This window comes from Herbaspirillum lusitanum P6-12 (assembly GCF_000256565.1).
GTDB classification, from domain to species: Bacteria; Pseudomonadota; Gammaproteobacteria; order Burkholderiales; family Burkholderiaceae_D; genus Herbaspirillum; species Herbaspirillum lusitanum.
The window spans coordinates 1-13,144 of the sequence record NZ_AJHH01000008.1; the positions used below are offsets into that span (position 1 = coordinate 1).

Below are 13,144 nucleotides of genomic sequence, written 5' to 3' on the forward strand. Positions count from 1 at the left end.
CCGCCTCGATCAGCTCGCGCGTGCGGTGCATGATCTCGTGTCCGCGCATCGTGATCGACGACGCCAGGCGCGCATCGAAGAAGCGGCAACCGGTCGAGCCGAGCACGCCGTAGAGCGAATTCATGATGATCTTGAGCGCCTGCGACAAGGGCTTGTTCTGCTGGCGCTTGGCCACTTCGCGGCCTTGCCAGATTTTTTCGACGATGGCCGGCAGACTGTGCTTGCTGCGCGAGAAACGCGCACCGCGGAAACCCGGCACCGAGTCGGCGTCGCCAGGATGCGCCAACCCTTCGATCAGGCCGACCGGATCGATCAGGAAGGTGCGGATGATGGACGGATACAGGCTCTTGTAATCGAGCACCAGCACCGAGTCGAACAAACCGCTTTGCGAATCCATCACGAAACCGCCGGGGCTCGGCTCGCCCGGCGTATCGCCCAGGTTCGGCGCGACGAATCCGAGGCGATGCATGTGCGGCATGTAGAGATGGCCGAACGCCGCCACCGAGCCGCCGTTGCGGTCGGCCGGCAGGCCCGTCACCGAGGCGCGTTCAAGCAGGAAGCTCAGCAATTCGGTCTTGGCGAAGATGCGCGTGACGAGTTCGCAATCCTTCAGGTTGTAGGTCGCCAGCGCCGGCTTGTCTTCAGCAAAGCGGCGATCGATTTCATCCATGCGCTGGTAGGGGTTGTTGATCGCCTTGCCTTCGCCGAGCAGGGTCTGCGACACCGACTCCAGGCTGAACGATGCGACTCCAGTCCCTTGTAGATCATTTCTTCGCGGCCGTCCGGCTTGATGATCATGCCGGCGTAGCGCTTCTTGCTGCCGAAGTCGGTGCCGCGCACATTGGGCATGAGGAAGCGCCGATAGTGGGTTTCGTATTCCAGCTCGAGCGCATTGTCGAGGCCGTAGGTTTCCTTCAGATGCGCTGCCCACCAGTCGTTGACATGCCGCACCAGCGCATTGCCGATGGCGTCGGCGGACGCTTCGTCGTGCGCCTTCCTGAGCCAGACGAAGGTGGAGTCGGTGTCGCCGTAGATGACTTCATAACCCTGCGCCTCGATCAGCTCGCGCGTGCGGTGCATGATCTCGTGTCCGCGCATCGTGATCGACGACGCCAGGCGCGCATCGAAGAAGCGGCAACCGGTCGAGCCGAGCACGCCGTAGAGCGAATTCATGATGATCTTGAGCGCCTGCGACAAGGGCTTGTTCTGCTGGCGCTTGGCCACTTCGCGGCCTTGCCAGATTTTTTCGACGATGGCCGGCAGACTGTGCTTGCTGCGCGAGAAACGCGCACCGCGGAAACCCGGCACCGAGTCGGCGTCGCCAGGATGCGCCAACCCTTCGATCAGGCCGACCGGATCGATCAGGAAGGTGCGGATGATGGACGGATACAGGCTCTTGTAATCGAGCACCAGCACCGAGTCGAACAAACCGCTTTGCGAATCCATCACGAAACCGCCGGGGCTCGGCTCGCCCGGCGTATCGCCCAGGTTCGGCGCGACGAATCCGAGGCGATGCATGTGCGGCATGTAGAGATGGCCGAACGCCGCCACCGAGCCGCCGTTGCGGTCGGCCGGCAGGCCCGTCACCGAGGCGCGTTCAAGCAGGAAGCTCAGCAATTCGGTCTTGGCGAAGATGCGCGTGACGAGTTCGCAATCCTTCAGGTTGTAGGTCGCCAGCGCCGGCTTGTCTTCAGCAAAGCGGCGATCGATTTCATCCATGCGCTGGTAGGGGTTGTTGATCGCCTTGCCTTCGCCGAGCAGGGTCTGCGACACCGACTCCAGGCTGAACGATGGGAAACTCCAGGTCGCCGAACGCAGCGCCTCGATGCCGTCGATGATCAACCGCCCCGCCGCCGACGCAAAATAATGATTCTGCTGGAAGCCGTGCTCGCGCCATTCCAGCTCGCTGCCGTCGCGGCCGAAACGCAATGGGATACCGAAGCGCGCGGCATGCTCGCGCAACACGCGCAAGTCGAACTGCACCACGTTCCAGCCGATGATGGCATCGGGGTCGTGCCGTGCCATCCATTGATTCAGTTTCTCCAGCATCTGCGCGCGGGTGTCGCAGTATTCCATGTCGAAATCGAGTCCGCTGGCGTCGCCGTTGGGCGGTCCCAGCATGTAGACCTGGCGTTGGCCGCAGCCTTCCAGCGCGATCGAATACAGGTCGCCGCCCATGGTCGTCTCGATATCGAGCGACACCAGCTTCAGTTGCGGGCGATAGTCGGGGGCTGGCTTGAGCTGCGTGTTGAGCAGCGGGTTCGTGCCGTTGGCGTCGCCGCTAAACAGCACCGGCGCCGTGATGAATCGCTCCATCAGATAGCGTTCGGGCGGACGGATGTCGGCCTCGTAAATGGCGAGGCCATAGTCCCGGAACTGCTTCTCGATCTTGATCAGCTGGCGATGCTGCCGGCAATACACTCCCAGCACCGGACGATGTGAAAAGTCGGTCAACTGCAACGGCCGCAGCTCGACCTCGCGCTCGTTGCGCAGCAGTGCTTCGGCCTGTTCGCGTTGTTCTGCGGGAATGAAAGCGACCGAATGCTGCGGCGGCAGGCGCACCAGTTGCGGCCCGTCATCAGTCGCCAGCCAGAACTCGACCTCGGTCCCGGCCGGCGTGTCGCGCCAGTGCCTGGTAAGGAGAAAACCTGCTCGTTGTTGCGTCACGTTACTACTGCCTTGCTGCCTGTTTCCGGAATCGCGCAAGTATAGGCGATTCCGGGCGATTATTCCGGCGGCATCAGCGCTGCGTCGGTGCGCCGTCGAGGATCTTGTCTTGCACCCCGGCGTCGGCCAAAGTAGACGGTGTCAGCTCGACCGGATCAATCGCAGAACGCAGGCGCGGCAAGGCCTCGGGATGATGCTCGGCAAGGAAGGCGATCATCGATTCGCGGATCGCGCAGCGCAGGTCGAAGGCGTTGCCCGAATTCTGCGCGCTGACCAGCATGCGTACTTGCATCGCGCGTTCGTTGACATCGGTCACTTGCAGCACGCAGACGCGCCCGTCCCACTGCGGCGCGGCCTTGCAGACGCGCTCGAACTCGGCCCGCAGCGCCGCCACCGGGAGCTTGAAATCCAGCCACAGAAAGACGGTGCCGAGGATGGTCGAGGAGGTGTGCGTCCAGTTCTCGAAGGGATTCTCGATGAACCATTGCAGCGGCACGATCATGCGCCGCTCGTCCCAGATGCGCACGACCACGAAGGTGCCGGTGATTTCTTCCACACGTCCCCATTCGCCGTTGACGATCAACACGTCGTCGATGCGGATCGGCTGCGAAAACGCAATCTGCAGGCCGGCGATGAAGTTGCCCAGCACCGGCCGCGCCGCGATACCGGCAACCAGCCCGGCCACGCCCGCCGAGGCCAGCAGACTGGCGCCGAACTGGCGCGCACCCGGCAAGGTCAGCAACACGAAGGCCAGGCCCAGCAAACCGACGATGAAATAGGCGCTGCGCGTGAGTACGCGCGTCTGCGTCAGGATGCGGCGCGCCTTGAGATTGTCGGCGACGTCGTAAGGATTGAGCTGGGTAATGGTGATGCTGACCGACTCGATGCACTTCTTCACGCACCAGGTGAGCGCCACGATCAGCGCCACCGAGCTGATGTAAGACAGCGAGCGCAAGCCCGGTGTGTCGTCCGGCGCCGCAGTCAGCACGACGCGTACGGCGAACAAGGCCACGCACACCTGGCTGGCGCGAAACGCGATATGTGTCGCGTTGGTGGTGAACGGCCGGTTGTGCGCCAGCCGCCGCAACAGCAAGATGCCGATGCGATGCACGACCATCGCCAGCAGAATCGCGACCACGACGGCTACCGCGACGATCAGTCCGGACTGCAGCGGACCTGGCTCAAGGTCTTTGAGATACGGTATTTCCATAGGCGACTCCTGTTCATGTACCTGAAAGGAGATCGCCGATGCACGGCGTCAGTTCCCGCGACTTAATTTGATGATTGACTGTCTGCCAACATCACCGAGCCCTGCTTGCTGACCAGGTAGGCGCCCGCGCCGGCTCTGCCCGCAACCACGCGCACCGGTTTGCCGTCGATGAAATGCAGGGCTGCACCGTCGTCCACCGCCACACCGGCCGGCAGTTTTTCTTCGCGTACGAAAGCCTCGAACGCAGGTCGGCGTTCCGGTTCATGGGAATAATGCGGGCAGCAGGTGCCGCGCAGGAAACCGAGACCGTCGAGCGGCGCCAGCACGCCGGCGTTGGAGTCGGTCACGCCGTGTTCAAACCAGCACATCGCGCCGGCGCTCACGCCTGCCAGCACGGTGCCGCTTTGCAGCGCTTCCTTGAGGATCGCCGGGAAGCCCCAGGCGCGCCACACCGCCAGCATGCTCTTGGTGTTGCCGCCGCCGACGAAAATCACGTCCTGCGCCATGGCCCATTCGCGCAGGTCCGGCGTGCGATCGAAGAACGGCAGATGCGTCGGCATGCAATCGAGTGCTGCAAAGCGTGCGTAAAATTTGAGGAGATAAGCCGGCGCGTCGCCGCTGGCGGTCGGCACGAAGCCGATGCGGGGATGCGCGGTGCGGGCTTGCTTGAGGATGTATTCGTCGAGGGAAGGATCGCTTTCCGTCGAAAAACCGCCGCCGCCGAGTGTGATGATTTGCTGTTTCATATTTTTATGACTGCAGGAAGTACGAACTTGAATGGTCTTACCAGTAAATTAAGATCAAAAGCAAATAGAACGATCGTTATCATGCCATGGGTGAGACAAAATATATTGCAGTGCAACCTTTGGAAACACAAAAAAGCCGGAAGTTTTCACTCCCGGCTTTTTCGTTGTTTGCAAAACGCCAACTTAAGGTCAATGCAACAGCATCAGCCATTCTTCCATTCCGCGCTGCGCTTTTGCAGGAAGGCATTGACGCCCTCTTTCTGGTCTTCGGTGCTGAACAGGTCGAGGAACAATTCGCGCTCCACCGGCAGGTTGGCCATCGGCGGCTGATGCCGCGCGCCCTGGATCAGCTTCTTGCTGGCGGCGACGCTCGACGGGCTTTGCTTGTCGACCAGCTTCGCCAATTCCAGCGCGCGCTGCTTCGCCTGTCCCTTCTCGACCACTTCTTCCACCAGGCCGATGCGCAAGGCGGTCTCGGCGGTGACGCGTTCGCCGCACAGGATCATGCGCTTGGCCCAGCCTTCGCCAACCAGCAACGGCAGCAATTGCGTGCCGCCGGCGCAAGGCAACAATCCCACCGCCGCTTCCGGCAAGGCCATTTGCGCCTGCGTCTCGGCGATGCGGATGTCGCAGGCCAGCGCGCATTCGAGACCGCCGCCCATGGCATAGCCGTTAATGGCGGCAATCGAGACGCCGCGGAACTGGCTCAGCGTCTCGAACGCTTCACCGAAACGACGCGCCATTTCACGCGCCAATGCCTGGTCGCCGTCGGCGAACAGTTTCAGGTCGGCGCCGGCGGAGAAGAATTTCTCGCCTTCGCCCGTCACCACCAGGCTGTAGATGTTCCGGTCTTCGTTGATATCCGTGACAAGCCTCTTGAGATCGATCAGGCCTTCGCGCGTCCAGGTATTGGCCGGCGGATTGGCCAGCGTGACGATGGCGGTATGGCCGATTTTTTCAAGACGCAAATTGGTATAACTGGTCATCGAATGTCCTCATTGGAGTCGTTGTTGAGCAGATGGCGCGCGATGATCACGCGCATGATTTCGTTGGTGCCTTCCAGGATCTGGTGCACGCGCACGTCGCGGAAATAGCGCTCCAGCGGGTATTCACGGATGTAGCCGTAGCCGCCGTGGATCTGCAGCGCTTCATTGCAAATCTTGAAGCCGAGGTCGGTGGCGAAACGTTTGGCCATCGCGCAATAGGTAGTGGCGTTGGGCGATTTGGAATCGAGCTTGACTGCTGCCAGACGCACCATCTGGCGGGCGGCGACCAGCTCGGTCTGCATGTCGGCCAGCTTGAATTGCAGCGCCTGGAAGTCGGCGAGCGGACGACCGAATTGCTTGCGTTCCTTCATGTAGGCATGCGCCGCATCAAGCGCCGCCTGCGCCGCGCCGACCGAACAGGTGGCGATGTTGATGCGGCCGCCGTCGAGTCCCTTCATCGCGAACTTGAAGCCCTCGCCTTCAGCGCCGAGCAGGTGGTTGACCGGCACCTTGACGTTGTCGAAGCTGATGGTGCGCGTCGGCTGGCTGTTCCAGCCCATCTTGACTTCCTTCTTGCCGTAGCTGATGCCGGGCGTATTGGCCGGCACCACGATGGCCGAGACACCCTTGGCGCCGTCGCCGCCGGTGCGCGCCATCAGCACCAACACGTCGGTTGCGCCCGCACCGGAAATGAAGGCCTTGGAACCGTTGATGATGTAGTGACCGTCCACCAGTTTGGCGGTGGTCTTGAGCGATGCTGCGTCAGAGCCGGAACCCGGTTCGGTCAGGCAGTAGGAGCCGATCTTCGTGCCCGCGGCGAGATCGCCGCACCAGGTCGCCTTGACTTCAGGCGTGGCCCACGAGGCGATCATCCAGCTCACCATATTGTGGATGGTCAGGAATGCCGCCGTCGATGGACAAGCATAGGCCAGTTCTTCGAACACCACGGTGGCGTCGAGGCGCGACAGGCCGAGGCCGCCGACTTCTTCCGGGGTGTACAGCGCGCAGAAGCCGAGTTCGCCGGCCTTGGCGATGACGTCGACGGGAAAATGCGATTCCTCGTCCCAGCGGGCCGCGTGCGGCGCCATCTCGCCGGCGGCGAAATCACGCGCGCTGGCCTGGAAGGCCAACTGGTCTTCGTTCAGTTCAAAATCCATGCTTGTCTCCTGTAGTCGATCTTGCGATCTTGTCTTGTTTGGCAAAAGACTAACGCAAAAGCAGCGCCGATGATGTCGCTTGGGCGACATTGGCGCTGAGGCTGAAGCCGTCATTCACGGCAGTCATTGTGCACGAAATGGAGTAAATGGCTGATGAGTCCGGTCAGTGGTGTGCGGTGTGCAGCAATCCCAAACAACTTTGCATCCCTGCACACCGTGCGCATCACTGACTCAGACTGCTACATCATGCAGCAGCGATGCTTGCCACGTTGACCTTCTGCGCCAGCCCGGCAGGCACAGCGGCGGCATAACGCGTCAGCATTTCATCCTGCTTGCCGCGCACCTGCGCCAGCGCCTTGTCCTTGACGTGACCGTAACCGCGGATCTGTTCCGGCAACTGCGCAATCTCGATGGCCAGCGCCAGCTTGTCCACGCTCAGGCCATCCAGCAGTGACGTCACCGTATCGCGATATTCCGCGATCAGGCGACGCTCTGTCTTGCGCTCTTCGGTGTAGCCGAAGACGTCGAAGCTGCCGCCGCGCAAGCCCTTGAACTTCGCCAGCAGCTTGAACGCCGACATCATCCACGAACCGTACTTGGCCTTGACCAGGCGGCCTTGCGCATCCTTCTTCGAGAACAGCGGCGGCGCCAGGTTGAAGCTCAGCGAGAAGTCGCCTTCGAACTGCTGCTTCAGTTGTTCCATGAAACGACCGTCGGTGTACAGGCGCGCGACTTCGTATTCATCCTTGTAGGCCATCAGCTTGGACAGATTGCGTGCCACCGCCATCGTCAGCTTGTCGCCCAGATTCAAGGCGGCCTCCTTCTCACGCACCTGCTCGACGAAGCGTGCGAAGGAGTCCGCGTAAGCCGCATCCTGATAGTCGGTCAGGAAAGCCACGCGGCGCTTGATCAGCTTGTCCAGCGTTTCCGGCATGCGGATCACCACCGGTTGCGCCGGCACGGCGATGCGTTCGACGCGCGCCAGATCGACGGCGGCGCGACGGCCCCACAGGAAGCTGGTCTTGTTGGACTCGATGGCGACGCCGTTCATCTCGATGGCGCGCAGCAAGGCGGCCTCAGTCAGCGGCAACTCGCCGCGCTGATAGGCGTAGCCGAGCATGAACAGGTTGGTCGCGATCGAGTCGCCCATCAGCGCCGTCGCCAGACGGGTGGCGTCAATGAAGTCGGCCTGCTGATCGACCGATTCCCCGATCAACGCCTTGACCTCTTCAAACGGGAATTGCCAGTCGGGATTCTTGGCGAACTGTCCCGGCGGTTGCTGATGCACATTGACAACCGCGGCGGTGCGGCCCGGGCGCATCTTGGAAATCGCATCATGCGAACCGGCGGTCAGCATGTCGCAGCCAAGAATCAGGTCGGCCTCGCCGGTGGCGATGCGCTGTGCGCGGATCGCCTGCGGCGTGCGGGCGATGCGTACGTGCGAAGTCACCGAACCGTTCTTTTGCGACATGCCGGTCATGTCCAGCACCGACGCGCCCTTGCCTTCCAGGTGTGCGGCCATGCCCATCAGCGCGCCGATGGTGATGACGCCGGTGCCGCCGATACCGTTGATGAGGATGTTGAACGGCGTATCGCAGGACGGGATGGCCGGTTCCGGCAGCACGCCGAAATCGTCGGCGCTGTCCTTCTTGATGACGCCGGTTTTGGACTTCTTGAGCTTGCCGCCGCTGACGGTGACGAAGCTCGGACAGAAGCCCTTGACGCAGGAATAATCCTTGTTGCACGAGGACTGGTCGATGGCGCGTTTGCGGCCGAACTCGGTTTCCAGCGGCAGGATCGAGGTGCAGTTCGATTGCACGCCACAGTCGCCGCAACCTTCGCAGACGGCTTCGTTGATGAACAGGCGCTGATCGGGGTCGGGGTATTCGCCTTTTTTACGGCGACGGCGCTTCTCGGCGGCGCAGGTCTGGTCGTAGATGATCACGGTCACGCCCGGCACCTCGCGCATGTCGCGTTGCACCGCATCCATGTCCTTGCGATCGTGAATGGTGACCAGGCCGGGCAGATTGGAGCGGTCGCTGTAGCGGCTGACGTCTTCGCTCACCAGCGCGATGCGCTTGATGCCCTCAGCCGCCATCTGCTGCGCGATCATCGGCACCGACGTGGTGCCGTCAACCGGCTGGCCGCCGGTCATCGCCACCGCGTCGTTGTAGAGGATCTTGTAGGTCATGTTGACGTTGGCCGCCACCGCAGCGCGGATCGCCAGATAACCCGAATGGAAATAGGTGCCGTCGCCAAGGTTGGCGAACACGTGCGGCACTTGCGAAAACGGCGCCTGCCCGATCCACGGACCGCCCTCGCCGCCCATGTGGGTGGTCAGCTTGTTGAATTCAGGATAGATCGCGGTAGCCATCACATGGCAGCCGATGCCGGCCAGCGCAAAGCTGCCTTCCGGCACCTTGGTCGAGGTATTGTGCGGGCAACCCGAGCAGTAATACGCCGGACGCGGCGGCGTGCTGATCGCCTTGTTCAGCACCGCATCCTTGGCATCGAGGAAAGCCAGGCGCGCCTTGATCAGGTCGCTGGTATGGAAACGTGCAATGCGCGCCGCGATCACGCGCGCGATCTGCGCCACCGAGAAGTCGGCCTTGGAAGTCAGCAGCCATTCGCCGCGCGGGGCAACCCATTCGCCCTTTTCGTCGAACTTGCCGATCACGCGCGGACGCACGTCGTCACGCCAGTTGTAGAGCTGTTCCTTGAGCTGGTATTCGACCATCTGGCGCTTTTCTTCGACCACCAGGATTTCATCGAGGCCCTGGGCGAATTCGCGCACGCCTTCCGGCTCCAGCGGCCATGGCATCGACACCTTGAACAGGCGCAGGCCGATCTCGGCGGCGAAGTCTTCATCGATGCCCAGTTCGCTCAGCGCTTCCAGCACGTCGAGGTAGGACTTGCCCGAGGCGATGATGCCCAGCCGCGCCTTGGGGCTGTCGATCATCACGCGATTGAGTTTGTTCGCGCGCGCGTACGCGAGGCGTGGGTGTCAGCGGCAACTCGCCGCGCTGATAGGCGTAGCCGAGCATGAACAGGTTGGTCGCGATCGAGTCGCCCATCAGCGCCGTCGCCAGACGGGTGGCGTCAATGAAGTCGGCCTGCTGATCGACCGATTCCCCGATCAACGCCTTGACCTCTTCAAACGGGAATTGCCAGTCGGGATTCTTGGCGAACTGTCCCGGCGGTTGCTGATGCACATTGACAACCGCGCGCGTGCGGCCCGGGCGCATCTTGGAAATCGCATCATGCGAACCGGCGGTCAGCATGTCGCAGCCAAGAATCAGGTCGGCCTCGCCGGTGGCGATGCGCTGTGCGCGGATCGCCTGCGGCGTGCGGGCGATGCGTACGTGCGAAGTCACCGAACCGTTCTTTTGCGACATGCCGGTCATGTCCAGCACCGACGCGCCCTTGCCTTCCAGGTGTGCGGCCATGCCCATCAGCGCGCCGATGGTGATGACGCCGGTGCCGCCGATACCGTTGATGAGGATGTTGAACGGCGTATCGCAGGACGGGATGGCCGGTTCCGGCAGCACGCCGAAATCGTCGGCGCTGTCCTTCTTGATGACGCCGGTTTTGGACTTCTTGAGCTTGCCGCCGCTGACGGTGACGAAGCTCGGACAGAAGCCCTTGACGCAGGAATAATCCTTGTTGCACGAGGACTGGTCGATGGCGCGTTTGCGGCCGAACTCGGTTTCCAGCGGCAGGATCGAGGTGCAGTTCGATTGCACGCCACAGTCGCCGCAACCTTCGCAGACGGCTTCGTTGATGAACAGGCGCTGATCGGGGTCGGGGTATTCGCCTTTTTTACGGCGACGGCGCTTCTCGGCGGCGCAGGTCTGGTCGTAGATGATCACGGTCACGCCCGGCACCTCGCGCATGTCGCGTTGCACCGCATCCATGTCCTTGCGATCGTGAATGGTGACCAGGCCGGGCAGATTGGAGCGGTCGCTGTAGCGGCTGACGTCTTCGCTCACCAGCGCGATGCGCTTGATGCCCTCAGCCGCCATCTGCTGCGCGATCATCGGCACCGACGTGGTGCCGTCAACCGGCTGGCCGCCGGTCATCGCCACCGCGTCGTTGTAGAGGATCTTGTAGGTCATGTTGACGTTGGCCGCCACCGCAGCGCGGATCGCCAGATAACCCGAATGGAAATAGGTGCCGTCGCCAAGGTTGGCGAACACGTGCGGCACTTGCGAAAACGGCGCCTGCCCGATCCACGGACCGCCCTCGCCGCCCATGTGGGTGGTCAGCTTGTTGAATTCAGGATAGATCGCGGTAGCCATCACATGGCAGCCGATGCCGGCCAGCGCAAAGCTGCCTTCCGGCACCTTGGTCGAGGTATTGTGCGGGCAACCCGAGCAGTAATACGCCGGACGCGGCGGCGTGCTGATCGCCTTGTTCAGCACCGCATCCTTGGCATCGAGGAAAGCCAGGCGCGCCTTGATCAGGTCGCTGGTATGGAAACGTGCAATGCGCGCCGCGATCACGCGCGCGATCTGCGCCACCGAGAAGTCGGCCTTGGAAGTCAGCAGCCATTCGCCGCGCGGGGCAACCCATTCGCCCTTTTCGTCGAACTTGCCGATCACGCGCGGACGCACGTCGTCACGCCAGTTGTAGAGCTGTTCCTTGAGCTGGTATTCGACCATCTGGCGCTTTTCTTCGACCACCAGGATTTCATCGAGGCCCTGGGCGAATTCGCGCACGCCTTCCGGCTCCAGCGGCCATGGCATCGACACCTTGAACAGGCGCAGGCCGATCTCGGCGGCGAAGTCTTCATCGATGCCCAGTTCGCTCAGCGCTTCCAGCACGTCGAGGTAGGACTTGCCCGAGGCGATGATGCCCAGCCGCGCCTTGGGGCTGTCGATCATCACGCGATTGAGTTTGTTCGCGCGCGCGTACGCGAGGCGTGGGTTCCTTGTAGGCCATCAACCTGGAGAGGTTGCGCGCCACCGCCGTGGCCAATTTGTCGCTGCCCAGCGCCGCCTCGGCGGCACGCACGGCCTCGACCACTTCCAGGAACTGGGCGGCATAGGCGGCGTCCTGGTAGTCGGTGAGCAGGCTCACGCGGCGCTTGATGAGCTGGTCCAGGCTTTGCGGCAGATGCAGCAGCACCGGTTGCGCCGGCACGGCGATCTGTTCCACCCTGGCCAGATCGACGGCGGCGCGGCGGCCCCAGGCAAAGGCGGTCTTGTTGGCCTGCACGGCCACGCCGTTGAGCTCGATGGCGCGCAGCAGCGACGCCTCCGTCAACGGCAGTTCGCCGCGCTGCCAGGCATAGCCCAGCATGAAGAGGTTGGTGGCGATGGAGTCGCCCATGAGGGCGGTGGCCAGGCGGGTGGCGTCGATGAAGTCGGCCTGCTGGCCCACCGATTCGACGATGAGCGCCTTGACCTCCTCGACCGGGAATTCCCAGTCCGGATTCCTGGCGAACTGACCCGGCGGTTGCTGGTGCAGGTTGACCACCGCCCGGGTGCGACCGGGCCGCATCTTGGAAATGGCGTCGAAGGCGCCCGCAGTGAGCATGTCGCAACCCAGCACCAGATCGGCTTCGCCGGTGGCGATGCGCTGGGCGCGGATGGCGTCGCGACGTGCAGCGATGCGCACGTGGGAAGTCACCGAACCATTCTTTTGCGACATGCCCGTCATGTCCAGCACCGACGCGCCCTTGCCTTCCAGGTGCGCGGCCATGCCCATGAGCGCGCCGATGGTGATGACGCCGGTGCCGCCGATGCCATTGATGAGGATGTTGAAGGGCGTGTCGCAGGCCGGCAAGACCGGTTGCGGCAAGAGGCCGAAGTCATCGCGCTCTTCCTGCCGGGAGACGCCGGTGCGCGACTTCCTGAGCTTACCGCCAGTGACCGTCACGAAGCTGGGGCAGAAGCCCTTCACGCAAGAATAATCCTTGTTGCAGGAAGACTGGTCGATGACGCGCTTGCGTCCCAGATCGGTTTCCAGCGGCAGGATGGAGGTGCAGTTCGATTGCACGCCGCAATCGCCGCAGCCCTCGCAGACGGCGGCGTTGATGAAGAGCCGCTGGTTGGGATCGGGATAGTCCCCTTTCTTGCGGCGGCGGCGCTTCTCGGCGGCGCAGGTCTGGTCATAGATGATGACGGTGACGCCAGGCAGCTCGCGCAGTTCGCGCTGGACCGCATCCATGTCCTTGCGGTCATGCACCGTGACGGCGGCGGGCAGGCTGCTGCGATCAGCGTAGCGGCCTGGGTCTTCAGAGACCAACGCAATGCGCTGCACGCCTTCAGCGGCCATCTGCTGGGCGATCATCGGCACCGACACCGTGCCATCGACGGGCTGGCCGCCGGTCATGGCCACGGCATCGTTGTAGAGGATCTTGTAGGTCATGTTGAC

General features: G+C 62.8%; 9 protein-coding genes. All 9 read right to left on the minus strand.

The features are described from left to right. Positions 1 to 724, minus strand: a 724-nt coding sequence (locus HLUSI_RS26255) for a DNA polymerase domain-containing protein (RefSeq protein WP_330987089.1), incomplete at its 3' end; no start/stop codon positions are given. Then, entirely contained in the window at positions 610 to 2,667 is a 2,058-nt protein-coding gene (locus tag HLUSI_RS26260; protein ID WP_016832049.1) for a DNA polymerase II, read from the minus strand. The genes HLUSI_RS26260 and HLUSI_RS26255, both read right to left, overlap by 115 nt. Before the next feature lie 73 nt (positions 2,668 to 2,740). After that, positions 2,741 to 3,877, minus strand: coding sequence for a mechanosensitive ion channel family protein (locus HLUSI_RS0100265; RefSeq protein WP_016832050.1), 1,137 nt, complete (start codon positions 3,875 to 3,877; stop codon positions 2,741 to 2,743). A gap of 62 nt (positions 3,878 to 3,939) precedes the next feature. Next, on the minus strand, positions 3,940 to 4,623 hold the full coding sequence (locus tag HLUSI_RS0100270; RefSeq protein WP_016832051.1) for a Type 1 glutamine amidotransferase-like domain-containing protein: 684 nt from the start codon (positions 4,621 to 4,623) through the stop codon (positions 3,940 to 3,942). 203 nt (positions 4,624 to 4,826) lie between these two features. Then, on the minus strand, positions 4,827 to 5,609 hold the full coding sequence (locus HLUSI_RS0100275; RefSeq protein WP_016832052.1) for an enoyl-CoA hydratase: 783 nt from the start codon (positions 5,607 to 5,609) through the stop codon (positions 4,827 to 4,829). Continuing rightward, positions 5,606 to 6,766, minus strand: a complete 1,161-nt coding sequence (locus tag HLUSI_RS0100280; RefSeq protein ID WP_016832053.1) for an acyl-CoA dehydrogenase family protein — start codon at positions 6,764 to 6,766, stop codon at positions 5,606 to 5,608. The genes HLUSI_RS0100275 and HLUSI_RS0100280 overlap by 4 nt, the downstream gene beginning before the upstream one ends. 244 nt (positions 6,767 to 7,010) lie before the next feature. Then, positions 7,011 to 9,728 (minus strand): indolepyruvate ferredoxin oxidoreductase family protein, encoded by a 2,718-nt coding sequence (locus HLUSI_RS26265; RefSeq protein WP_238533879.1) that lies wholly within the window; start codon positions 9,726 to 9,728, stop codon positions 7,011 to 7,013. Further along, positions 9,631 to 11,649 (minus strand): indolepyruvate ferredoxin oxidoreductase family protein, encoded by a 2,019-nt coding sequence (locus HLUSI_RS33740; RefSeq protein ID WP_238533881.1) that lies wholly within the window; start codon positions 11,647 to 11,649, stop codon positions 9,631 to 9,633. Before HLUSI_RS33740 ends, HLUSI_RS26265 begins: the two co-directional genes overlap by 98 nt. Next, positions 11,555 to 13,144 (minus strand): 2-oxoacid:acceptor oxidoreductase family protein (locus HLUSI_RS26275; RefSeq protein WP_238533880.1); only part of this gene is annotated, 1,590 nt, incomplete at its 5' end. The genes HLUSI_RS33740 and HLUSI_RS26275, both read right to left, overlap by 95 nt.

Coding starts and splice junctions, on each gene's coding strand:
- HLUSI_RS0100265 (WP_016832050.1), bottom strand. CDS start 3,877: ATGGAAATACCGTATCTCAAAGACCTTGAGCCAGGTCCGCTGCAGTCC.
- HLUSI_RS0100270 (WP_016832051.1), bottom strand. CDS start 4,623: ATGAAACAGCAAATCATCACACTCGGCGGCGGCGGTTTTTCGACGGAA.
- HLUSI_RS0100275 (WP_016832052.1), bottom strand. CDS start 5,609: ATGACCAGTTATACCAATTTGCGTCTTGAAAAAATCGGCCATACCGCC.
- HLUSI_RS0100280 (WP_016832053.1), bottom strand. CDS start 6,766: ATGGATTTTGAACTGAACGAAGACCAGTTGGCCTTCCAGGCCAGCGCG.
- HLUSI_RS33740 (WP_238533881.1), bottom strand. CDS start 11,649: ATGATCGACAGCCCCAAGGCGCGGCTGGGCATCATCGCCTCGGGCAAG.